At 71.5% G+C, this 22738-nt stretch carries 21 protein-coding genes, 1 tRNA gene and 1 pseudogene; 5 read left to right on the top strand and 18 right to left on the bottom strand.

Translation table 11 applies throughout. The features are described from left to right. Positions 1 to 88: 88 nt before the first annotated feature. Positions 89 to 298: a hypothetical protein gene (locus AB0J71_RS15030; protein WP_364392530.1), complete on the bottom strand. Its 210-nt coding sequence runs from the start codon at positions 296 to 298 to the stop codon at positions 89 to 91. Positions 299 to 490: 192 nt separating this feature from the next. Here AB0J71_RS15030 and AB0J71_RS15025 point away from each other — a divergent pair. After that, positions 491 to 1153 (top strand): annotated as a pseudogene (locus AB0J71_RS15025) (histidine kinase dimerization/phosphoacceptor domain-containing protein); the annotation flags it as partial. Positions 1154 to 1438: 285 nt separating this feature from the next. Here AB0J71_RS15025 and AB0J71_RS15020 read toward each other — a convergent pair. After that, complete coding sequence (locus AB0J71_RS15020) at positions 1439 to 4630, bottom strand: BTAD domain-containing putative transcriptional regulator (RefSeq protein WP_364392527.1); 3192 nt, start codon at positions 4628 to 4630, stop codon at positions 1439 to 1441. Between the two features lie 72 nt (positions 4631 to 4702). On the opposite strand from AB0J71_RS15020, the gene AB0J71_RS15015 reads away from it, so the two are divergent. Beyond that, positions 4703 to 5551, top strand: a complete 849-nt coding sequence (locus tag AB0J71_RS15015) for an NAD(P)-binding domain-containing protein (RefSeq protein ID WP_364414539.1) — start codon at positions 4703 to 4705, stop codon at positions 5549 to 5551. Here AB0J71_RS15015 and AB0J71_RS15010 read toward each other — a convergent pair whose 3' ends face one another. Beyond that, complete coding sequence (locus AB0J71_RS15010; protein WP_352323551.1) at positions 5552 to 6922, bottom strand: cystathionine beta-synthase; 1371 nt, start codon at positions 6920 to 6922, stop codon at positions 5552 to 5554. 126 nt (positions 6923 to 7048) lie between these two features. On the opposite strand from AB0J71_RS15010, the gene AB0J71_RS15005 reads away from it, so the two are divergent. The 3 genes from AB0J71_RS15005 to AB0J71_RS14995 all read left to right on the top strand — a co-directional run bounded on the left by AB0J71_RS15005 (position 7049) and on the right by AB0J71_RS14995 (position 10800). Continuing rightward, positions 7049 to 8032, top strand: coding sequence for an SGNH/GDSL hydrolase family protein (locus AB0J71_RS15005; RefSeq protein ID WP_352323552.1), 984 nt, complete (start codon positions 7049 to 7051; stop codon positions 8030 to 8032). A 147-nt stretch (positions 8033 to 8179) separates the two neighbouring features. Then, positions 8180 to 9508, top strand: coding sequence for a PQQ-binding-like beta-propeller repeat protein (locus AB0J71_RS15000; protein ID WP_352323553.1), 1329 nt, complete (start codon positions 8180 to 8182; stop codon positions 9506 to 9508). A 74-nt stretch (positions 9509 to 9582) separates the two neighbouring features. Then, a complete protein-coding gene (locus AB0J71_RS14995) occupies positions 9583 to 10800 on the top strand; it encodes an acetyl-CoA C-acetyltransferase (protein ID WP_352323554.1) in 1218 nt (405 codons plus the stop codon). A 62-nt stretch (positions 10801 to 10862) separates the two neighbouring features. On the opposite strand, the gene AB0J71_RS14990 is transcribed toward AB0J71_RS14995, so the two are convergent. The 15 genes from AB0J71_RS14990 to eno all read right to left on the bottom strand — a co-directional run bounded on the left by AB0J71_RS14990 (position 10863) and on the right by eno (position 22519). Continuing rightward, positions 10863 to 11270: a PPOX class F420-dependent oxidoreductase gene (locus AB0J71_RS14990; protein WP_352323555.1), complete on the bottom strand. Its 408-nt coding sequence runs from the start codon at positions 11268 to 11270 to the stop codon at positions 10863 to 10865. 56 nt (positions 11271 to 11326) lie between these two features. Beyond that, positions 11327 to 11560, bottom strand: coding sequence for a DUF4287 domain-containing protein (locus AB0J71_RS14985; protein WP_352323556.1), 234 nt, complete (start codon positions 11558 to 11560; stop codon positions 11327 to 11329). Between the two features lie 159 nt (positions 11561 to 11719). Then, positions 11720 to 12511, bottom strand: a complete 792-nt coding sequence (locus AB0J71_RS14980) for a Bax inhibitor-1/YccA family protein (protein ID WP_364414537.1) — start codon at positions 12509 to 12511, stop codon at positions 11720 to 11722. Between the two features lie 369 nt (positions 12512 to 12880). Continuing rightward, positions 12881 to 12953 (bottom strand) — tRNA-Leu (locus tag AB0J71_RS14975). A gap of 49 nt (positions 12954 to 13002) precedes the next feature. Continuing rightward, positions 13003 to 13527, bottom strand: a complete 525-nt coding sequence (locus AB0J71_RS14970; RefSeq protein ID WP_352323559.1) for a peptide deformylase — start codon at positions 13525 to 13527, stop codon at positions 13003 to 13005. Beyond that, entirely contained in the window at positions 13524 to 14036 is a 513-nt protein-coding gene (locus tag AB0J71_RS14965; RefSeq protein ID WP_352323560.1) for an ACT domain-containing protein, read from the bottom strand. Before AB0J71_RS14965 ends, AB0J71_RS14970 begins: the two co-directional genes overlap by 4 nt. An 80-nt stretch (positions 14037 to 14116) precedes the next feature. Continuing rightward, the gene (locus AB0J71_RS14960) at positions 14117 to 15433 is read right to left on the bottom strand and encodes an NAD(P)/FAD-dependent oxidoreductase (RefSeq protein WP_364414535.1); all 1317 of its coding nucleotides are present in this window, start codon (positions 15431 to 15433) and stop codon (positions 14117 to 14119) included. Between the two features lie 95 nt (positions 15434 to 15528). Continuing rightward, positions 15529 to 16323: a uracil-DNA glycosylase gene (locus tag AB0J71_RS14955; protein WP_364414533.1), complete on the bottom strand. Its 795-nt coding sequence runs from the start codon at positions 16321 to 16323 to the stop codon at positions 15529 to 15531. 18 nt (positions 16324 to 16341) lie between these two features. Further along, a complete protein-coding gene (locus tag AB0J71_RS14950; RefSeq protein ID WP_364414531.1) occupies positions 16342 to 17286 on the bottom strand; it encodes a hypothetical protein in 945 nt (314 codons plus the stop codon). Further along, entirely contained in the window at positions 17283 to 17609 is a 327-nt protein-coding gene (locus AB0J71_RS14945) for a PadR family transcriptional regulator (protein ID WP_352323564.1), read from the bottom strand. The genes AB0J71_RS14950 and AB0J71_RS14945 overlap by 4 nt, the downstream gene beginning before the upstream one ends. Before the next feature lie 88 nt (positions 17610 to 17697). Next, entirely contained in the window at positions 17698 to 19155 is a 1458-nt protein-coding gene (locus tag AB0J71_RS14940) for a hypothetical protein (RefSeq protein WP_364414529.1), read from the bottom strand. 188 nt (positions 19156 to 19343) lie between these two features. Next, positions 19344 to 20291: a Ppx/GppA phosphatase family protein gene (locus AB0J71_RS14935; protein ID WP_352323566.1), complete on the bottom strand. Its 948-nt coding sequence runs from the start codon at positions 20289 to 20291 to the stop codon at positions 19344 to 19346. Next, positions 20282 to 20770, bottom strand: a complete 489-nt coding sequence (locus AB0J71_RS14930) for a DUF501 domain-containing protein (protein ID WP_352323567.1) — start codon at positions 20768 to 20770, stop codon at positions 20282 to 20284. The genes AB0J71_RS14935 and AB0J71_RS14930 overlap by 10 nt, the downstream gene beginning before the upstream one ends. Then, positions 20760 to 21170 carry a septum formation initiator family protein gene (locus AB0J71_RS14925; RefSeq protein WP_352323568.1) on the bottom strand — a complete coding sequence of 137 codons (411 nt, stop codon included), beginning with the start codon at positions 21168 to 21170 and terminating at the stop codon, positions 20760 to 20762. Before AB0J71_RS14925 ends, AB0J71_RS14930 begins: the two co-directional genes overlap by 11 nt. A gap of 71 nt (positions 21171 to 21241) precedes the next feature. Beyond that, positions 21242 to 22519, bottom strand: coding sequence for a phosphopyruvate hydratase (gene eno, locus AB0J71_RS14920; RefSeq protein ID WP_352323569.1), 1278 nt, complete (start codon positions 22517 to 22519; stop codon positions 21242 to 21244). Positions 22520 to 22738: the final 219 nt, after the last annotated feature.

The following is a 22738-nucleotide window of genomic DNA, read 5'->3' as shown; positions in this document are numbered from 1 at the left end:
GATCGCGGGCCGGTGGCGGGGCCCGTCCCCCGACGGCGCCCGCCCGGACCCGCGCGGCCATGCCCGCGCGGGCCACGTTCTCGAAGGCTCAGGCCGCCCGGGGCTCGCGGGCCGTCGCGGCCGTCGCGGCCGGGACGGCCGGGGCGCTGAGCCGTACGACCTCCACGTCGATGTGGCGGCCGCTGGCGCCCTCCGCCTCCTCACCGTTGATGCGCGAGAGCAGCACGGGGTCGGCCAGCGCGAGCAGCGCCGTAACGACCAGTCCCAACCCCAGCAGAACGAACCCGATGACAACCATGTCCTGTCCCCCTTCCGACGTGTTCCAGCATCGCCGAGGGGCCGTCACCGCCGCCTCCGCTGAAGGGCTGGTCCGGCGGCGGCCGGGTCGGCCGATCGGTTGATACGAGTTGTCCGACTTCCGGCCTACTCTCGTGGCGTGGGGGATTCGAAAGGCATCGTGTACTGGGTCCGGCGGCTGAGCGAGATCGCGATGCTCGGCTGGCTCGGCCTGATGCTGATGCTCGACCTGGCCATCGCCGTCAGCACCGGGGGGTTGCAGTGGTTCGTGCCGTTCTGCGGCGCGGCCGGGATCGCGGCGGTCGTCCTGCGCCGCCGCCACCGTCTTGAGGGCTTCTGCGCGCTGCTGGGGCTGTCCTTCGCCGTGTCGCTGGTCATCGCGTCGGTCGACGCGCTGGGCGCGCCCGGCATGGCCGAGACGGGGTCGCTGCTGATCCTCCTCATCGGCGTGCTGCGGCACGTCGAGCCGGTACGGCGGGCGGCGGTGCTGTCGCTCGTGGGGCTGGGCGTGCTGATGGCCGAGTCGGCCAGGCGCGACTACCCCACCGCGGGGCTGGCGTTCGCGTTCCTGCTGTTCGCGGGGTGGTCGATGGCCGCGGGCATCGGCGGCTACCTGCGGTTCCAGCAGGAACGCCGGACCGAGGCGGTGCACTCCGTACGCCGGGCCGAACGCCTGGAACTGGCCAGGGAGCTGCACGACCTGGTCGCCCACCACATCACCGGCATCGTCGTCCAGGCCCAGGCCGCGCGTACGGTCGCCGAGCACAAGCCCGAGGCCGTGCTGCCCGCGCTCGACGCGATCGCCTCGGCCGGGTCGGAGGCGCTGACCTCGATGCGGCGCATGGTCACCGTCCTGCGCACCGAGGACGAGGCCGACCGCAGGCCCGGCACGACGCTGGCCGACCTGCGGCTGCTGACCGAGCGGTTCTCGGTCGAGGGGCCGAAGGTCGCGTTCGAGATCGGGTCGGGCATCGACGACCGCACGCTGCCGCCCGAGGTGATGACGACGCTGCACCGGGTGCTGCTGGAGTCGCTCACCAACGTGCGCAAGCACGCCACCCGCGCCGCGTGGGTGGAGGCCGATCTGCGGCGGTACGAGCGGGTGGTCGTGCTGCGGGTGCGGAACTTCGGCTCGGTCGCCTCAGACCCGCGGGTGTCCCGGCTGGGCGGCGGGTTCGGGCTGGTCGGCATGGCCGAGCGGGTGGAGGCGCTGGGCGGCAGGCTCTACGCGGGCCCGTCCCCCGAGGGCCCCTGGGAAGTGATCGCCGAGTTCCCGCTCCCCTGACCCAGCCGGCTGTCCGGCCGGGCCTTCACCGGGGTCCCGCTCTCCCGCCGCGAAGGACCCGGCGAACTCCGGCTCGCCCAGGGCGGCGCGCAGGCGGGCGGTGATCCGGTCCACGTCATGGCGTTCGCCGGCGGGAAGGGGCGCGCCGACGGACCGCCGGAGCGCCGCGGCCCGTCCCAGCTTCCGCGCCGCCTCCGCCAGGCGCCCGGGGCCCGCGATCGACAACGCGCCCGCAAGCCCCTCCAGGGCCAGCGCGACGGCCCGCGGGTCGCCCGTCGCGCGGGCGTTCGCGTAGCCCTCGCGCTGGCGCGCCAGCGCCGTCTCGGCGTCGCCGCGCTGCTCGGCCACGAACCCCCACTCGGCCATGACGAACGCCGTCCCTGGCGTCCCGCGCACCTGCCGCAGCCAGTCGAGCGCGGACAGCAGGTACGACTCCGCCTCCTCGTACCGCCCCTGCCTGCGGGCGCTCATGGCCAGGCCGAGCAGCGCGTTCTCCTCCGCCGACCGGTACGACTGCGCCACCGCCAGCCGCCTGGCCCGCCCGTGGTAGTCGTCGGACCGCTCGTAGTCGCCCGTGAGCAGCGCGAGCCGGCCGAGCGCGGCCAGCTTGAACGACACGTCGAACCCCAGCCCCTCGGCCAGCCGCAGCGCCTCCTGCCGCAGCCGGGCCGCCCGCTCGTAGTCGCCGCGGATCTCGGCCAGCCGGTCGAGCACGTCCATGGCCTCGACCTGCCCCCATTCGTCCCCCAGCTCGCGGAAGAGGGCCAGGCCGCGCTCGCCGTCGCGTTCCATCGCCGCGAGGTCGCCGCGGCCCACCGCGAGCTTGGCCCGCAGGCACAGCGCCGCCGCCACCCCCCACCGGTCCCCCAGCTCCTCGTACGCCGCCAGCGCCCGGCCCACCGCGTCCCGGTGCGCCGCGTGGTCGCCGTACGCCCAGCGCACGAAGCTGAGGAACCAGTCGGCCAGCGCGGCCCCCGCAGGGTCGAGCGCGGCCCGGCGTACCGGCGGGGTGGGCTCGCCGAGCAGCAGCCCGATGCCGGCCAGCCACACCGAGGCCAGAGCGGCGGCGCCGTCTTCGCCGCCCGCCGCCAGCGCCGCCTCGATCGACCGGCGGGCCTCGCGCAGCCTGCCGCGCAGGATCCAGTACCAGGCGAGCGCGTTGGCCAGGCGCAGCGGCTCCGGCCCTGACAGGGCCAGCCGCAGGTTGGCGCTCTCGGCGTCCAGCCGGTCCAGCCATTCGTGCTGGCGCGGGCCGCGCAGCTCGGCGCGGGCGGCCAGGTCGGTGTAGTAGCGGGCGTGCCGCTCCCGCAGCAGGTCGTGCTCACCGGCCTCGCGCAGCCGTTCGAGGCAGTAGGCGGTCACCGACTCCAGCAGCCGGTAGCGGGGTCCGAGGGGGCCGGGCGCCACGGCGACCAGCGACCGGTCCACGAGCCTGGCCAGCACGTCGAGCACGTCCACGCCGGGCTCGGCGCAGACCGCCTCGGCGGCCTCCAGGGTGCAGCCGTCGGCGTGCGCGGCCAGCCGCCGCAGCACCGCGCGTTCCTCGTCCGACAGCAGCTCCCAGCTCCAGTCGATGGTGGCCCGCAGCGTGCGCTGCCGGGCCGGGGCGTCCCGCATCCCGGCGCTGAGCAGCCTGAACCGGTCGTCCAGGCGGGCGGCCAGCTCCTGTACGCCGAGCGCGCGCACCCGCGTCGCCGCCAGCTCCAGGGCCAGCGGGATGCCGTCGAGCCGCCGGCAGATGACGGCCACGGTGGGGCCGGGCTCGACGTCCGCGCGGGCCGCGAAGAGCCGTACGGCGTCGGCCTCGGCCAGCGGGTGGACGACCCGGACCCGTTCGCCGGACACGCCCAGCGGCTCCTGGCTGGTGGCCAGCACGCGCAGGCCGGGCGCGGCCCGCAGCAGCGCCGAGACGAGCCCGGCGACCTGCTCGACCAGGTGCTCGCAGTTGTCCAGGACCAGCAGCGCGCTCCTGTCCGCCAGCACCCCGGCCAGCCTGGACGCCAGCGGCACGGAGTCGTCGTCGCGCACGCCAAGCACCGCCGCCACCGCCTCGGCCACGTCCGCGTCGCCGGCCCCGGCCAGCTCCACCAGCCACACCCCGTCGGCGAACCGAACCTGCCCCGGCTCCGCGGGCCCCTCGGGGAAGGCCAGGCGGCGGGCGGCGGCGAGGGCGAGGCGGGTCTTGCCCACGCCGCCCGGCCCGGTCAGGGTGACCAGCCGCGAGTCCGCCAGCAGGGCGGCGACCTCGGCGAGGTCGGCGTCCCGGCCGACCAGCGGGGTGAGCGGCGCGGGCAGGTTGACGGCCGGTGCGGGGTCGGCGGCGGGCGGCGGGGCGGCCAGCGAGGGGTCGTGGCGCAGGATGGCCCGGTGCAGCGCGGCCAGTTCGGGCGAGGGGTCGAGCCCCAGTTCCTCGGCCAGCCTGACGCGCAGCTCCTCGTAGGCGGCCAGCGCCTCGCTCTGCCGGCCGCCCCGGTACAGGGCCTTCATGTGGGAGGCGCGCAGCCGTTCGCGCAGGGGGTGCCGGGCGACCAGGCCGGCGAGGTCGACGTCGTGGCCGAGCGCGAGGCGCACCTCGGCCTGCTCCTCCAGGGCCGACAGGCGCAGCTCGGTCAGCAGGGTGATCTCGGAACGGGCGAAGCCCTCGTCGGCGAAGTCGGCGTAGGCCGCCCCCCGCCACAGGGCGAGCGCCTGCTCCAGCTCGCGGGCGCGCTCACGCGGGGCGGCGCCGCGGCGGGCCACGAGCGCGCGGAACCGGACGGCGTCGCAGTCGTGGGCGGCCAGCCGGTAGCCGGCCGGGCCGTGGAGGACCATGGCGGGGTCGCCGAGCGCGCGGCGGAGCTGGGAGACGCGGGCCTGGAGGGTGCCGAGCGGGTTGCGGGTGGGCCGGTCGCCCCACAGGTCGTCGATCAGCCGGTCGGCGGAGACCGGGCCGCCGCCGGCCGCCAGCAGGGCGGCGAGGAGCGCGCGGACCTTGGGCTCGGCGACGTGGATCTCCTCGCCGCCGTCCGTCCGGACGGCCAGCGGGCCGAGCACCCCGAATCGCACCATGCAGAGACTAACCCGTAGCCGGTCAGAAGGATTTCCGTAGCGCGGTGCCGCAGGCTCCCTGTCATGACTCAGGTGACAGTTGCAGGACTCGGCCCGATGGGGTCGAAGATGGCCGAGACGTTCCTCGGCGCGGGTTTCGACGTGGCCGTGTGGAACCGTACGGCGAGCAAGGCAGAACCGCTGGTCGCCCGGGGAGCCCGGCGCGCGGCCTCGGCCGCGGACGGCGACCTGCTGGTGTTCAGCCAGATCGGCTACCAGGCGATGTACGACAGCCTCGGCGAGGCGGGGCTCGACGGGAAGGTGCTGGTCAACCTCAGCTCGGGCACCCCCGAGGAGCTGCGCGCGGCGGCCCGCTGGGTGGCCGGACGCGGCGGCACGCTCATCACCGCCGGGATCATGGTCCCGCCCCCGGGCATCGGGCAGCCGGGCGCGTACTCCTTCTACAGCGGCCCCAAGGACGTGCTCGACCGGCACACGGCCACGCTCGGGGCCCTCGGCGACGTCGTCCACGTCGGCGCGGACGAGGGCCTGGCGATGATGTACTACCAGTCGCTGCTGCTGATCTTCTGGTCGAGCCTGACCAGCCAGATGCACGCCATGGCGATGCTGAGCACGGCCGGGGTCTCCCCGCTGGAGTTCCTGCCGTACGTGCGGGAGACCTTCACCCAGCTCGGCGGCGACGGCGTGATGGGGTTCGCGAAGATCCTGGCCGAGGAGTTCGCCGCCGGCAGCTACCCCGGCGAGCTGAACTCGCTGCACATGCAGGCCGTGGGCCTCGGCCACGTCGTGCACGCGCTGGCCGAGGCCGGCGTGGAGACCACGGTGCCGAACGCGCTGAAGGAGCTGTTCGAGCGCGCCGACGCCGAGGGACGCGGGCACGAGGGCCTCGGCACCGTGATCGAATCGATAAGGAAACCCTGATCAGTGGTTGGCGAGGAAGGCGAGCAGGTCCTGCCGGGTGAGCAGCCCGGCGGGCTTGCCGTCCTCCAGGACGACGGCCGCGTCGGCCTTCTCCAGCGCCTCGACCGCGCGCGCGACGGGTTCGCCGCTGCCGATCGTGGGTAGCGGCGCCGACATGTGGTCGGAGATCGGGTCGTCGGAGGCGAGCCTGCCGTGGTAGAGCGCCTCCAGCAGGTCGCGCTCGACGATGGAGCCGACCACCTCGGCCGCCATGACCGGCGGCTCCTCCTTCATGACCGGAAGCTGGGACACCGAGTACTCGCGCATGATCGAGATGGCCGTGCCGACCGACTCGTGCGGGTGGGCGTGCACGAACTCCGGCAGGCCCGGCCCCTTGCGCGCCAGCACGTCGCCGACCAGGCCCTCGTCCGAGCTGGTGGTCAGGAAGCCGTAGTCGGCCATCCAGTCGTCGTTGAAGATCTTCGACAGGTAGCCGCGGCCGCCGTCGGGCAGCAGCACGACCACCACGTCGTCGGGCCCCGCCTTGGCCGCCACCTGCAGCGCCGCCACCACGGCCATGCCGCACGAGCCGCCGACCAGCAGCCCCTCCTCGCGGGCCAGGCGGCGGGTCATGTTGAAGGAGTCCTTGTCGGACACCGCGATGATCTCGTCGCAGATCCCGGTGTCGTACGTGGCCGGCCAGATGTCCTCGCCCACGCCCTCCACCAGGTAGGGACGGCCGGAGCCGCCGGAGTACACCGAGCCCTCGGGGTCGGCCCCGATGATCTTCACCCGGCCGTCGGAGACCTCCCTGAGGTAGCGGCCGGTGCCGCTGATCGTGCCGCCGGTGCCGATGCCCGCCACGAAGTGCGTGATGCGGCCGTCGGTCTGCTCCCACAGCTCGGGACCGGTGGAGTGGTAGTGGGAGTCGGGGTTGTTGACGTTGGAGTACTGGTCGGGCTTCCAGGCGTTGGGGATCTCGCGGGCCAGCCGGTCGGAGACCGAGTAGTAGGACTCCGGGTGGTCGGGCGAGACGGCGGTCGGGCAGACCACGACCTCGGCCCCGTACGCGCGCAGCACCGCGATCTTGTCCTGGGCCACCTTGTCGGGCACCACGAACAGGCACCGGTAGCCCTTCTGCTGGGCCACGATGGCCAGGCCCACCCCGGTGTTGCCGGACGTCGGCTCGACGATGACGCCGCCCGGCCGCAGCGCGCCGGAGGCCTCGGCGGCCTCGATCATGCGCAGCGCGATGCGGTCCTTGACCGAGCCGCCCGGATTGAAATATTCGACCTTGGCCAGCACCTGGGCGGAGATCCCCGCCGTGACCTTGTGCAGGCGGACGAGCGGAGTGTTCCCCATGAGATCGACCAGGGAATCGTAAACGCGCACCGAGGTGTTCACCTTCTTTGCCGAAGCTTGATCAGCTTGCCCGAGGCCGAGATCCAGTGGGGGTGGCAGGCCCTCGGCTAGTTTTCAAGCAAACGCTACCGCCGAGTTCGACCGGGAGGACACTACGTGGTCTGGGCAGCAGGCATGGCACGCGCGGCCAGGCGGATCGCGATGGCGGCGGCGCTCGGAGGTGGCGGGCTCACGGCTCTGGGAGCCACGGCGTACGGCCTGCTGATCGCCGAGGGGCTGCTCGCGCGCAAGGCCATCGGCCGCCCCCACGGTCTGGACGGACCGCCCTCCGACGGCGTCTACGGCGATTTCCGCGGCAAACCCCTCAAGATGGCCATGCTCGGCGATTCCACTTCGGTGGGCCTGGGCATGACCGACCCCAGCCACACCCCCGCCGTCCTGCTGGCCAACGGCGTGGCGGCGGTGGCCGAGCGGCCGGTGCACCTGCTGGTGGCGGGCAAGTCGGGCGCCCCGTCCGCCGAGCTGCCCGAGCAGGTGGACGCCGCCCTCGCCATGCGCCCGGACGTGGCGGTCATCTTCGTGGGGGCCAACGACATCATCACCCAGACGCCGCCGGCCGTGGCGGTGCGCCACCTGGCCAAGGCGGTGCGGCGGCTGCGCGAGGCGGGCGTCGAGGTGGTCGTCGGCACCTGCCCCGACCTCGGCACGGTACGGCCCATCGCCCAGCCGCTGCGCTGGGTGACCCGGCGGTGGAGCCGTCAGCTCGCGGCGGCCCAGACCGTCGCCGTGGTCGACGCGGGCGGCCGCACGGTGGCGTTCGCCGACGTCCTGGGGCCGGAATTCGATACAAATCCGACAGAAATGTTCGGACCGGATCGTTTCCATCCATCTGACCGAGGTTACGCGCAGGCCGCTTACGCGGTGCTACCGTCGGTGTGCGCTGCGTTGGGGCTGTGGCCTGAGCCGCGGCCCGCGCGGGGCGAAGGACTGCAACCGATCTACCTTGCGGCGGCAACGGCCGCGGAGGAGCCCGGCACCGAGGTCACCGCGACCCGGGTCGACGGGCGGGCGACGGGGCTCCACGGCAAGTGGGCCACGCTGTTCCGCCGGCGGCTCGGCGAGACGCCTACCGACGCGTGAGCGCGCCCGGCGGGCGGCTCGACGATCCCACCGACGCGTGATCGTGCGCGCCGGGGGGCTTCGCGACGCCTGACCCGGTCACCCTCCGAGCCTTAGCCGTCACTCCTCGTCCTCTTTTGGAGTGAATTGCCTGTGCTCCGGCCCCTCATGAAACCTTCCCTGGCCCTCGCGGGGACCCTCGCCCTGACCGCCTGCTCCGGCAGCGACGCCGCCACGGCGAACTTCCCCTCCTGGCAGAACACCCAGGTCAACGCGGTCAGCCGGATCGTGTCCGCGGCCGGTGTGGTCACCACCACGTCCATGAAGCCCGACGGCACGCTGGAGACCGTGGCGCTCGGCCTCGAAGACGGCCGGCGCCTGTGGGCCTACCCGGCCACCATGGCGGGCCGGCTGCCCGGCATGGGCGTCTCCGCCCCCGCGATCGTGGAGACCGCCAAGGGCCAGGGGGTGGTCGTGGCCCTCGACCCGGCGAAGAAGGGCCGCTGGAACGCCACCCTCATCGCCCGCGACGCCCGCTCCGGGGCGCAGAAGTGGGCCAGGCCCATGCACTCCACGTTCGGGCCGCAGCGCTGCGGCCCCTATCTGTGCGTGTCGGAGCACACCGCCCTCACCCACGCCCGGATGGTCGTGCTCGACCCGGCGACCGGCCGGGTGATGTGGCGGCTGCCCGGCATCTCCGAGGTCGAGTGGTCCGACCCGGCCCGGGTCCTGCTGCTGCGGATGGCCGCCAACCCCATGATCGAGTCCTACGACGTCAAGACCGGCAAGCTGCAGTGGCAGCAGCCGATCGAGCAGGCGCTCGGGCCCGGCATCGACCTGTCGGGCGGGTGGGCGTTCGGCTCGACCGGCGACAACCTGGTCGGCTACGTCGCCCCCTACACCAATCCCCAGACGAAGAAGGTCTCCACCTTCGGGCTGTTCTCCATCAGGATCAGCGACGGCACGGTCAACTGGATGCGTCCTTCCGTCGTGCGCGTCTATCCCAGCGGCAGCCCCGGCTACGCGCCCGTGGTCCGTCCGGTCGACCGCCAGGGCGCCTACGGCGGTTTCGCCAGGCTCGACTCCGAGACCGGCCGGGTGGTCGGCCAGATCACCGCCTCCGACGTCCCCGGCTCGGGCTGGTGGCTGGCCTTCCCCGACCGCATGGACAAACTGGGCTTCCTCAAGCACGACGCCAAGGGCAGCGCCTTCGACCTGGTCTCGGGCAAGCCCGCGCCGGTGGGCGAGGAGCGGGGCTGGTCCTTCTGCGTCACCGACCCCAAGCCGCTGCCGCTGCGCGGCCAGGCCCCCGGCTTCTACTCCACGGCCGCCGTCTGCGAGTACGACCTCGGCACCGGTACCCGCGTCTCCCCCATGAACGCCCCGCCGCCCTGGTTCACCGGCAGCCAGGACGGCTGGCGCCTGTGGCGCGACGAGAAGGGCGCCGTGCACGCCGTCAACGACCACACCGCCACCGCCCCCGGCATGTACGGCTGACGCGGGGCCCCGGGGAGCTTGCGAGGAGGACTGGAATATAGTTCTAATATCAGCGCCGGACACAAGGAGGGGCCATGCCCGAGGCAGTCATCGTCGCAACCGCGCGTTCCCCGATCGGACGAGCCTTCAAGGGGTCGCTCAAGGACATCCGTCCCGACGATCTGACCGTACAGATGATCCAGGCGGCGCTGGCCAAGGTGCCCCAGCTCGACCCGAACACGATCGACGACATCATGCTCGGCTGTGGCCTGCCGGGCGGTGAGCAGGGCTTCAACATGGCCCGGGTGGTGGCGGTGCTGCTCGGGCTCGACACCGTGCCGGGCACGACCGTCACGCGCTACTGCTCCTCGTCGCTGCAGACGACGCGGATGGCCTTCCACGCGATCAAGGCGGGCGAGGGCGACGTGTTCGTCTCGGCCGGCGTGGAGACCGTCTCGCGCTTCGCCAAGGGCAACTCCGACTCGCTGCCCGACACCCACAACCCGCTCTTCCTCGACGCGACGGCCCGCACCAAGAAGGCGGCCGAGGGCGGCCACACCTGGCACGACCCCCGCCAGGACGGCGCCGTCCCCGACATCTACATCGCCATGGGGCAGACCGCCGAGAACCTGGCCCAGCTCAAGGGCGTCAGCCGCCGCGAGCAGGACGAGTTCGGCGTGCGCTCCCAGAACCTGGCCGAGAAGGCGCTGGCCGACGGGTTCTGGCAGAAGGACATCACCCCCGTCACGCTCCCCGACGGCACCGTGGTCAGCAAGGACGACGGCCCCCGGGCCGGCACCACGTACGAGGGGGTGGCCGGGCTCAAGCCGGTCTTCCGCCCCGACGGCACGGTCACCGCGGGCAACTGCTGCCCGCTCAACGACGGCGCGGCGGCCCTGGTCATCATGAGCGACGTCAAGGCGGCCGAGCTGGGCATCACGCCGCTGGCCCGGATCGTCAGCACCGGCGTCAGCGGGCTCTCGCCCGAGATCATGGGCCTCGGGCCGGTGGAGGCGTCCAAGCAGGCGCTGTCGCGGGCCGGGATGGCGATCGAGGACATCGACCTCGTGGAGATCAACGAGGCGTTCGCGGCGCAGGTGATCCCGTCGTACCAGGACCTCGGGATCGAGCTCGACCGGCTCAACGTCAACGGTGGCGCCATCGCCGTCGGGCACCCGTTCGGCATGACCGGGGCGCGCATCACCTCGACGCTGATCAACAGCCTGCGCCACCACGACAAGAGCCTCGGCCTCGAGACGATGTGCGTCGGCGGCGGCCAGGGCATGGCGATGGTGCTGGAGCGCCTGTCCTAGATCGTGCTCTGCGGCCCCGCGCCCGGCCTCCCGGCCGCGCGGGGCCGTTCGCGTCCCGGAAGTCAGCCCTGACGGTCGGGGCCGGCCTGGAGCGGCGTCACGCGGACGATGACGCGCCGTTCCCTGACCATGGCCGCGCGGTAGTCGTCCCAGTCGGGGTGTTCGCCGGAGATGTCGCGGTAGTAGGCGACGAGCTGGTCCATCGCCTCCGGCAGGGAGACGACCTCGGCCGTGCCGTCGACCTGGAGCCACTCGCCGAAGAAGCCGTCGGCGAGCACGCAGAGCGAGACGCGGGGATCGCGGCGGATGTTGTGCACCTTCATCGCCGTCTCGCGGGTGCTGATGACGATGTGCCCGTCCGCCACGCCCGCCAGCACCGGCGACATCTGCGGGTGCCCTCCGCGACGGCTGGTGAGCAGGACTGCGTGGTGGTGGGTCTCGATGAAGCCGAGCGCCTTGTCCAGATCCATGTCTTCATGATGACGCGCCCGTGCTCGGAGCACGGGCGCGGGGATGGGGAAGGGCTCTACATCAAGCCCATTCGGGTACGGCGGTGCCGCTCGTGCTCCAGCACGATCGCGGCGGCGTAGCCGTGGGTCAGCCCGTGCTCGTCGGCGAGCCAGTTGGCCCGCTCGTCGCACCTCAGGAAGGATGGGCCGTTGTCGATGGCTTGGAACCACTCGGGGAGTTCGCGTCCCGTTATCGTGGGGACCCTTGCGATGAGCTTCGTCTGCGTCTCCGGTGAGTGGTTCAAGGACATGGGCACCTCCGCGGATTAAGGTCCTTTGCTCGACACTGCAACACCGCGCTGCGAATGGCAACCCCCCGGCCAGGCATCATTGTGTGACGGCAGGTAGATTTCCGGTCGCACAAAGAGAGGGCCCCGCCGGTTACGGCGAGGCCCCCAGGAGATGAACGATCAGTCGTCGCCGGTGAAATAGCTGATGAGGCGGAGCACCTCAAGGTAGATCCACACCAGGCTCAGCATGAGGCCGAACGCGCACTGCCAGGCGAACTTCTCCGGGACGCCCTGGCGCACGCCCTGCTCGATCGAGTCGAAGTCGAGGAGCAGGAAGAAGCAGCCGATCAGGATCATGACGATGCTGAAGACGTAGCCGAGCGGGCTGTCGGTGCGCAGGCCGAGCCCGACGCCGTTGAAGATACCAACCAGCAGGTTGACCAGCACCAGCCCGACCACCGCGATGGCGGCCGCCATGCCGTACTTGACCAGCTTGGGGGTGACGCGGACGACCCGCAGCGAGTAGACCGTCAGCACCGCGCCGAAGGCGAAGGCCGTGCCGAGCACCGCCTGGAAGACGATGCCGCTGATGGCGCCCTCGAACAGCTGGCTGATCTTGCCGAGGAAGACGCCCTCGAACACCGCGTAGCCCAGGATGAGCGCCGGGTTGGTGCTCTGGGTGAACGAGGCGATCAGGCCGAGGATCAGGGCCACGACGGCGGCGCCGACGGCCACCATCGGGGGGACGTCGAGCACCCACGTCGCGGCGGCGGCCACGACGAGCGCTCCGAGGGTGAGGAAACCCCGGACGACGACGTCGTCGAGGGTCATCGCCCGGTAGGCGGGCGGGGCCGGGGGTGCGTACGACGGGGCGTCGTACATGTTCCGCAGGGTGTCGGGTGAGGGGGCCGGGCCGGCCCATCCCGCGCGGTGCTGGCGCACCCTGCCGAATACGGGGTTCTTGCTCTCCATCGCTGCCTCCTGTGGCGCCGAGCCTACGGGGCCTGGCGGCACCTAGGTCAACTCACGCTCAGATCGAAGTTCGTCGGGGGACTTCGGCAGCGAGGACAACGAACGTGACCTCGCACGAGTTCCCGTGGCCGGGAGGGCCGTCCGGGGGGCCGGCGGCCGGGCGGCGAGTAACTGCGTCGCAACCAATGGAAACCGGGTTCTGTTGGGTTTCGTGATGAAAACGGAATCTTCCCGATGCCTCACCACACCGGGTCTTCCCGGCAAACGACTGGAAGCATTGTGTGACGGGTTGACAGCAGTAGTGAACCACCGGATGCGACAAGACGCTTCACTCGGAGAAAACCCCAGGTCGGGGACACTTAAGAAAGGTGCCCCCGGCGGGATTCGAACCCGCACTACAACCCTTTTAAGGGGTTTGCCTCTGCCATTGGGCTACGGGGGCGCCGCAATCATACGAAACGGACCATGCTTCCGAGGAGCACAACTTCGCATCAGGCGTCACAAGTGTGAAGTCTGCGGTGAAGTGATAGCGCCCCTGGCACTCTGTCCAAGAAGAGTAGACCGTCCAGATGGTCCAGTTGGTGCTGAATGCAGCGGGCTTCGAAGGCGTCCGCCTCGATGACGACCGGCTCCCCTGTGCCTGGCAAATGCCCATGTACGGTGATACGCGTCGCCCGGCGTACGTCCGCCGTGAGCCCGGCGATGGACGCGCACCCCTCGCGCCCGCCGTCCCAGTGGGAGGCGCTCGTGAGCCGAGGGTTGACCAGGACGAGCTCCCCGGCCCACGACCGGGCCCGGGGGTGGGCCCAGGCGTTGAAGGCGATCAGCCGCCACCTCAGGCCGATCTGCGGGGCGGCCAGCCCCGTCATGGCCTTCTCGCTGCGCAGGGTGGCGAGGAGGTCGGCCGCGGCCCGCACGGTCTCGGGGGCCGCCGGATCGACCGGCTCCGCCTTGGCCGACAGCGCCGGGTGCGGCGCGCCGAGCACCTGGCGCGGGGTGCCTCTGGCGCCCGTCACAGCAGGTCCGGCTCGACGGGACGGAAGGTGATCTCCGAGTCGAGCCCGGCCCCGACCGCCGCCAGCCGGCGCATGAGGGCGGCGACGTCGACGTCCTCGGGCAGCTCGACGTCGGCGATGAGCACGTACAGTCGGCCGGTGAGCCGGGTGCTCATGCCGGTGATGTTGCCGCCGTCGGCGGCCAGCACGGCGCTGACGGCCGAGATGATGCCGGGCCGGTCGGGGCCATGCACGGTCAGGACGTAGCCGAGGCCGCCGCCGTCGTCGCAGAAGTGCCGCCGCGCCTCGATCGCCGAGGCGGAGACCACCAGCTCGGGCGCGCTGAGCCGCTTGGTCAGCTCGGCGGGGTCGAGATCGCCGGAGACCAGGAGCATCATCGCCACGTACCCGCCGAGCAGCGTCATGGTCGAGTCCTGGATGTTCGCGCCGCAGTCGGCCAGCGAACCGGTGACGGCGGCGATCACGCCGGGCCGGTCCACGCCGAGCACGGTCACCGCTGAGAGCCCCACCCGTGGTACCCCTTCCGCATTTCGTCCAGGGGTGCCGAAAACGCCCCGGCGATGCTCGCCGGGGCGCTGCCGTACCTGGGCTAGCGGCGGGTCGTCGCCACCGCGGCCCTGAATCCGTCGCGCGGATGCTCCATCTCACCCAGCGAGATGGTCTCTCGCTTGAAGAACAGGGCCAGGGTCCAGTCGACGACGACACGGACCTTGCGGTTCAGCGTCGGCACCCGCGACAGATGGTAGGTGCGGTGCATGAACCACGCAGGGAAACCGCGCAGCTTCACGCCGTAGACATTGGCGACGCCCTGATGCAGGCCCAATCCGGCGACCGATCCGACATACTTGTGGCGGTAATTGACCAGTTGCTCGCCGCGCAGGTGCCGGACGATGTTGTCGGCCAGCACCTTGGCCTGGCGCACGGCGTGCTGGGCGTTGGGGGCGCAGTACTGGCCCGGGTTCGTCACGTCGGGCACCCCGGCCGCGTCGCCGGCGGCGAAGGCGTCGCGGGTGCCGGCGACGGTCAGGGCGGCGGTGGTCTTGATGCGGCCCCGCTCGTCCAGGGGCAGGTCGCTGTCGTTGACGACCGGGCTCGGCTTGACGCCCGCCGTCCACACCAGGGTCTCGGCGTCGAACTCGGTGCCGTCGCTGAGCACGACGTGGCCGCCCTCGCACGACTCCAGCCTGGTGTCCAGCTTGACCTCGATGCCGCGTTCGCGCAGCTGCTCCAGCGTCCACTTGCCCATCTCGGGGCCGACCTCGGGCAGCACCCGGTTCGTCGCCTCCACGAGCACCCAGCGCAGGTCGGCCGGGGTGATGTTGCGGTAGTAGCGGGTGGAGTCCTTGGCCATGTCCTCCAGCTCGGCCAGCGCCTCCACGCCCGCGAAGCCGGCCCCGACCACGACGAACGTCAGCGCCCTGCGCCGCACCTCGGGATCGACGGTCGACTCGGCCACGTCGAGCAGGTGCAGCACGCGGTTGCGCAGCGCGATGGCCTCGCCGACGGTCTTGAACCCGATGCCGATGTCGGTCAGCCCGGGGATCGGCAGCGTGCGCGAGATCGACCCGGCGGCCATCACGATCACGTCGTAGGCCACCTGGCGCGGCTCGCCCTCGGCGGGCTGGAAGGTGACGACGCGCTCGGCGTGGTCGACCTTGGTGACCGTGCCGTTGAGGATGCGCACCTTGGGCAGGATCCGGCGCAGCGGGGCCACCATGTGCCTGGGCGACAGGTTGCCCGCCGCCGCCTCCGGCAGGAACGGCTGGTAGGTCATGTAGGACTGGGGGTCGATGATCGTGATGCGCGCCTCGCCGCCGCGCAGCTCGCGGTGGAGCTTGCGCTGCAGTCTGAGCGCGGTGTACAGGCCGACGTACCCGCCGCCGACGATCAAGATGTGCTTGTTCATCCTGAGGCCCCATCCCTCGTGGAATGCTTGTGAAAGCATTCACAAGCTTACGTCGGGCACTTCCGGAGAGTCCAACCCGGGGATGGTGGGACGCGTCACACCGCCAGTGACCTGGCCCGGAGGAAGACGTCGTCCAGCATCTGGGCGGTGACGCGGCCGGTGAAGGTGTTCTGCTGGCTGGGGTGGTAGCAGCCGATCAACGTGACGGGGGCGGCGCCGTGCCGGACCTCGACCTCGACGCCGTGGCCGAACCGGGGGCGGGTGCGCGGCAGGTCGTAGCCGGCGTCCCTGAGCGCGGGCCACATGGCCTGCCAGGCGAACCCGCCGAGCGCCACCACCGCCCGTACGCTCTGCGCCACCATCGCCACCTCGCGCGCCATCCACGGGAAACAGGCGGCCTTCTCCTCCGGCGTGGGCTTGTTGGCCGGAGGCGCGCAGCGCACCGACGCCACCACCCTGGCGTCGATGAGCTCCTGGCCGTCGCCGGCGTACGTGCTGGTCTCCTTGGCCGCCAGGCCGCAGCGGTGGAGCGAGGCGAACAGCCAGTCGCCGCTGCGGTCGCCGGTGAAGATGCGGCCCGTCCTGTTGCCCCCGTGGGCCGCCGGCGCCAGGCCGACCAGCAGCACCTTCGGCCGCTCGGCCCCCCACCCGGGGACGGGACGGCCCCAGTACGTCTCGTCCGCGAACGCGCGCCGCCGCACGCGCGCCACCTCCTCGCGCCACTCCACCAGACGCGGGCAGGCACGGCAGACGGACTGCGCGGCCGTGAGCTCCGCGAGGGTGCCGCTGGCGGAGGCGAGGCGGCGCACGTCCGCGGGGTCATGGGCCACCGGGGTGTCAGGGGTGGCGGGGTCGCCGGGCCAGCCGGTGCCGGGTGGTACGAAGCTCATGACACCGATGGTGCCCGATCACCTCGTCCTCTCGGGCACGGGCGTGGCGGCGGTGGGGGTGGCGGTGGCAGTGGCGGTGGCGGCCGGCGCGGGCGTCGCCGAAGGGGCGAGGGGCGCCGTGGAGGCCGTCGGGCACGCGGCGGGCGCGGCCGTGGGCATGCCGTCGTCGGCCATCATCTCCTGCTGCTGGACCAGCGGCAGCGGGTAGCGGTTGAGCACCGGCTCGCCGCAGGACCGGTCGACCATGTACCCGTGCTCCTCGGGGCTGACCGTGATCGGTTTGCCGTCCTGGTCGTAGAGGTAGACGTCGGTCAGCGGGCTGCCGTCCTTGGCGTACGGCTTGATGTTGTAGACGTCGAGGCCGCCGCCGACCAGCATCACGTCGGCCGGCGCCGCCATCGCGACCGGCTGGTCGTCGCGGTCGGAGACCGCCGCCATGCCGGCCAGCAGCGCCAGCGCCGCCAGCACGTTGACGCCCGTGGCCAGCAGCGCGGCGAAGCGCCCGCCGCGGGCCCGGCCGAACCACACCGAGATCCACACGGCCACCGCCACGAGCGCCCACTCCGCAAGGTTCCCCGGGACGACGCCGCCGCCCGCCGTGATCGCCAGCAGCAGCATGGCCAGCAGGTAGCCGCGCAGCACCCACCAGCCGGGCCGCAGCTCGGGCAGGAAGGCCACGAAGCTCCGGTACGGCCTGTGCCGCAGCAGCCCGGCATGCGCCCGCGCCGCCCACGCGCGCGGCCGCGGACGGCGACTCCGGCGGCTCTGGGGACGCCCCCCGTAGGCGGCCACCAGCTCCTCCGCGTACGCGGCGGGCGGCCCGAGCCGATCCTCCAGCGGCAGGTCGGACTCGGCCGCGATCTCGGCCAGATGGTCGTCGAGGTCCTCGATCAGCTCCTCGCGGTCGGGGTGACCGGCCAGGGCGTCGCGGACGGCCTGCGCGTACTGTTCCGGCGTGGTCATGCGTGGCCCTCCTTGAGCAGGGAATCCATGGTGGCCGCGAACGACGCCCACCGCTTGGCGGAGGTGGCGTACAGGGTGCGGCCGACCTCGTTGAGCCCGTAGTACTTGCGGTGGGGGCCCTCGTCGGAGGCGACGACGTAGGAGTTGAGCGCGCCGGCCTTGAACAGGCGGCGCAGCGTGCCGTACACGGAGGCGTCGCCCACCTCTTCCAGGCCCGCCTCCCTGAGCCGGCGCACGACGTCGTAGCCGTAGCCGTCGCGCTCGGCGAGCACGGCCAGGACGGCCAGGTCGAGCACGCCCTTGAGCAACTGGCTGCTATCCACGCGAAGCAGAGTACTGTGCAAAGCACAGTAGTGGCAACAAGAGAACCGGGCGGCTCCCGTGAGGGTGCCGCCCGGTCACATGATCAGCTTAGGCGTCGGTCTTGGGGCAGGTCGCCGAGTAGTTGGCGACGCCCGAGGAGGCGGCGTTCGGGCTGACGACGACGAGCTCGATGGTGCCCTTCGTCTCCTTGCTGTTCTGCGTGCCACCGACGCCCCAGGTCACGGCGAGGTCGCCGTTGACCTGACGCTCAAGGACGTTGACGTCCTTGACGCCGTTGACCACCCAGTAGTACTTGACGGTGGTCGGGCCGGTGCTGTGCAGGGTGGCCGAGAAGTCCACGCCGGGACCACGGTTGTCCTTGCACATGTCGGTGCGGGTGTTGGTGACCGACACGGACGACACGGACGCGGTGGGCTTGGGAGCCTCGCACGCCGCGTACGACTGCGTGATCGAGTCACTGTTGTTGCGGCCGGTGACCGTCAGGGTGATCTTGCCACCCTTGGCGGCGTTGCCGATCAGCGCCTGCTCGGAGAGCTCGACGGTCTTGGAGCCGCTGCCGGCGAAGAAGGTCTCGCCCTTGGACACCGACTCGCCGTTGACCGCCCAGGTGTACTGGACGCGCGCGGCGCCGGTCGCGCTGACCGTGGCGCGCGCGCCGACCTTGCAACCGTTGTGGTTGGTGGCCGTCACCAGGTTGGTGGCCGACACCTTGACAGCGGGAGCGGGGGTCGAGTCCTTGCACCACACCTTGTAGTAGGCGCGGTTGGACAGGGCGTCGTCGGGGCCGACGATCTCGAGCTGCGCCCAGCCACGCTGGCTGTGACGCGGGGAGATGCCGAAGCCGACCTTACGCTTGTTCCAGACCTTGACCTTGCCGTGGTCGGCGACCTCGCCGTTCAGGATCCAGCGGTAACGGACCCACGTCGGGTGGTTGACGCTGATCAGACCGGTGAAGTCGATCTTGTCACCCGGGGTGCAGACGCCCTCGTAGGACGACGGGTTGGCCCAGGCGCGAGCCGAGACCGACACGTCCTTGTCCGTACGGACGCCCGAGAAGTCGTTTCCGTCATTCTTGCCACCCTGGTCGGCACAGCTGACCGAGAAGTAGCCCTTCTTGGACGTGGCCTTCTTCGGACCGAGGACCTGGACGGCCTCCCAGCCCTTGACCTCACCCTTGAAGGTCACCGACTCCTTGACGGTGACCGTCTTGGTGCCGTGGCCCTTGAGCTTGACCACCTGGACCTTGCCCTTGGACCCGTCACCGTGGAGCCAACGGTAGGCGAGCTCGGTCTTGCCCTTGACCGGGACCGAGATCCTGGACGAGAAGCGGAGGTTGACCGGACAGGAACCCTGGTAGTTCTTCGACGAGACCTTCGGCGTGGTGACCGAGACCTTGCCGGACTTGGAGGTCTTGGCCGCGGTGGCCGTGCCGGCCTTGCCGGCCGCGGCCGAGGTCGCCGCCTGAGCGGGGCTGGCTACCAGGCCCGCTGCCATGGCGGCCAGCACGGCGGCGGAGGCGCCGAACGCCGCCGCCTTACGTGCCAACCCAACAGACATCATGTGAGAGTGCTCCATTCCGTGAGGGAAAAGACGCGCTCGGGAACGGTCGCCACGCCGACACCTTCCGTGCACAGCAATATGGCAAAGCCCCCGTTTTGCGCCTTTACCTAATCACAATAGTGATTGCACGCTCAACACGGGTCATAGATCGGAAATGTCCGGATTTGGCTATCTCAGCCGGCGAGGGACCAGGCGATTCCGTCCAAGATGTCGTGTTCGCTGACGACGACCTGGGAAAACGCAAAACGACGCACGATCCGGTCAAGAATTAGCGCACCGGCACCAATCACGTCAACACGCCCAGGATGCATCACCGGGACCTGCGCGCGATCACCATGGGTCATCGCCAGCAGCCGCCGCGTCACCTCGTGCACCTCCTCGGCGGTGATCCTGGAGTGGTGGATGCGCTCGGAGTCGTAGGCCGGCAGGTCGAGCGCGATACCCGCGATCGTGGTCACCGAGCCCGCCAGGCCGACCAGCGTGTGCGCCCGCTCGACGGGCACCGCCTCCTCGACCCGGTCGAGGGCCGCCTCGATGTCGGCGACGACCGCCTCCAGCGCGGGGGCCGAGGGCGGGTCGCCGGCGTCCCTCAGGTGGCGTTCGGTCAGCCGTACGCAGCCGATGTCCACCGACAGCGCGGCCTCGGCGTGCTCGGAGCCGACCACGAACTCCGTGGAGCCGCCGCCGATGTCCACCACCAGGTAGGGCGGCAGCGGGCCCTGCGGCAGCTCGGTCTCCGGCGAGATGCGCAGCAGGCCCCTGGTCGCCCCCGTGAACGACAGCTCGGCCTCCTCCGCCCCCGTCACGACCTCGGGCGTCACGCCGAAGATCTCGCGCACGCCGTCGGCGAACTCCTGCCGGTTGCCCGCGTCGCGGGTGGCGCTCGTGGCGACCACCCTGGTCGCGACCGCGCCGTGCCGGTCGATCAGCTCCCGGTAGGAACGCATCGCCTTGAACGTGCGCTCCAGCGCGTCGGGCGCCAGCATGCCGGTGCGGTCGACCCCCTGCCCCAGCCGGACGATCTCCATCCGCCGCTCGACGTCGTGCAGCGTGTCGTCGCGGACGTCGGCGATGAGCAGGCGCACCGAGTTGGTGCCGCAGTCGATGGCGGCTACACGCATGGTCCGTCACTCCACCAGTCGGGGAGCGCGTCGAGCGCCTCCCTGCCGAACGGGTTGCTCCCCGGCACCGCCAGCTCGTGCGCCACCAGGGCGTGCAGGCACTTCACCCGCAGCGGCATGCCGCCGGTGCTCTGCATGTCGCGGGGCAGCGGCTCCATGCCCTCGTCGTGGGCCGCCTTGTCGCGCCTGGCGACGTAGTCGTCGTGCGCGGCCTGGTAGGCGGCCGCCAGGTCGGGGTCGCTCGCCAGCCTGGCCTGCATCTCGCGCATCAGGCCGGAGCCTTCGAGCGTGCCGATGGCCGAGGCGGCCTTGGGGCAGGTCAGGTAGTACAGGGTCGGGAACGGCGACCCGTCGGGCAGCCGCGGCGCGGTCTCCACCACGTCGGGATTGCCGCACGGGCAGCGGTGGGCCACCCCGCGCAGCCCTCTGGGCGGCCGGCCGAGCTGCCGCTGGACCGCCTCGACGTCGTCACTTTCCACTGCTGCTCTCCACCGCTCTGCGGCCCGTGCCCTTGTCGGCGGCCTCCACCGACTCCCACAGCGTCTGGTACCACGGCGGCACCTCGACGGGCTGCTTCACGGCCGTCTGCTCCTTGCCCTGCTCGGGCTCCATCACCACATAGCACTTCTCGCCGGGGCCGCAGAAGTGCAGCCGCTCCTTGGCGGTGCGCTTGATCCAGTTGGGATCGTCGCTCTGCCGGTCGCGGGCCAGCAGCGTCTGCCGCTCGGCCTCGACCCTGGCCTTCTCCGCCTGCAGCTCGGCGATGCTGCGGCGCAGGCTGATGTACTCGCGCACAGGGTAGGCCAGGCTCATCGCGATCGCGCACACCACGACCGCGAGGATGGCGGCCCGCCCGGTCAGCTGCGGCCTCTTCGCCAATGCTGCACACCCCCTTCGACGTACGGCCCGCGGCCGTCAGACCTTCCCAGGCCGCGGACCGTCAGTCGAAACTAGCGCCGGAACCGCGGAAAAGCCGCGCGACCCGCGTAGCGGGCGGCATCGTCGAGAAGCTCCTCGATGCGCAGCAACTGGTTGTACTTGGCCACGCGGTCGGACCGCGCCGGGGCGCCGGTCTTGATCTGGCCGCAGTTGACCGCCACCGCCAGGTCGGCGATCGTCGTGTCCTCGGTCTCGCCGGAACGGTGGCTCATCATGCACCGGTAGCCGTTGCGGTGGGCCAGGTCGACGGCGTCGAGGGTCTCCGACAGCGTGCCGATCTGGTTGACCTTGACCAGCAGGGCGTTGGCGGTGCCCTCGTTGATGCCGCGCTCCAGCCGCTCGGGGTTGGTGACGAACAGGTCGTCGCCGACGAGCTGCACCTTGTCGCCGAGGGCCTCGGTGATGGCCTTCCAGCCCTCCCAGTCCTCCTCGTCGAGGGGGTCCTCGATGGAGACGAGCGGGTAGTTGGCGACCAGGTCTTCGTAGAAAGCGATGAGCTCCCGCGCCGAGACGCCCTTGCCGTCGATCGTGTAGACGCCGTCCTTGTGGAACTCGGAGGCGGCCACGTCGAGGGCCAGCGCCACGTCTTCGCCCGGCACGTAGCCGGCCCGCTCGATCGCGACCAGGATCAGGTCGAGGGCGTCGCGGTTGGAGGGCAGGTTGGGGGCGAAGCCGCCCTCGTCGCCCAGGCCCGTCGCGTAGCCCTTCTCCTTCAGCACGCCCTTGAGCGCGTGGTAGACCTCGGTGCCCATGCGCACGGCCTCGCGGAACGTCTCCGCCCCGATCGGCGCGATCATGAACTCCTGGATGTCGACGTTGGTGTCGGCGTGCGCGCCGCCGTTGAGGATGTTCATCATCGGCACGGGCAGCACGTGGGCGTTGGGGCCGCCGACGTAGCGGAACAGGGGCAGGTCGGCGCTGTCGGCCGCGGCCTTGGCGACGGCGAGCGAGACGCCCAGGATGGCGTTGGCGCCCAGCTTGGCCTTGTTCGGTGTGCGGTCGAGGTCGATCATGATCTGGTCGATGATGCGCTGGTCCTCGGCCTCGATCCCGTTGATCTCCTCGAAGATCTCGTCGGTCACCGCCAGCACGGCCTTCTCCACGCCCTTGCCGCCATAGCGCTTGCCGCCGTCACGCAGCTCGACCGCCTCGAACTGGCCGGTGGACGCCCCGCTCGGCACGGCGGCGCGGCCGCTGCTGCCGTCGTCGAGCACGACCTCGACCTCGACCGTGGGGTTGCCCCGGGAGTCGAGGATCTCGCGAGCGTAAACGACCTCGATGGTAGCCACGGGTTGCGCTCCTAAATCGAAAGGCAATATGCCATCAGAGCCTATCGGTACCCAGGGCCACCGATACGGCACGGTCCGACTGCCGGACATCGGGCCCGTCATGGCCAGTCGGTCGGGGACAGGCTTCGGGCCCGTCGGGGGTCAGCCGGTCGGGGACAGGCTTCGGGCCCGTCGGGGGTCAGCCGGTCGGGGACAGGCTTCGGGCCCGTCGGGGGTCAG

It is taken from the genome of Nonomuraea sp. NPDC049637 (genome assembly GCF_040675235.1).
GTDB lineage: Bacteria > Actinomycetota > Actinomycetes > Streptosporangiales > Streptosporangiaceae > Nonomuraea.
The sequence above is the reverse complement of the archived record's forward strand: the minus strand, read 5'-3'. Positions and strand labels throughout refer to the sequence as shown.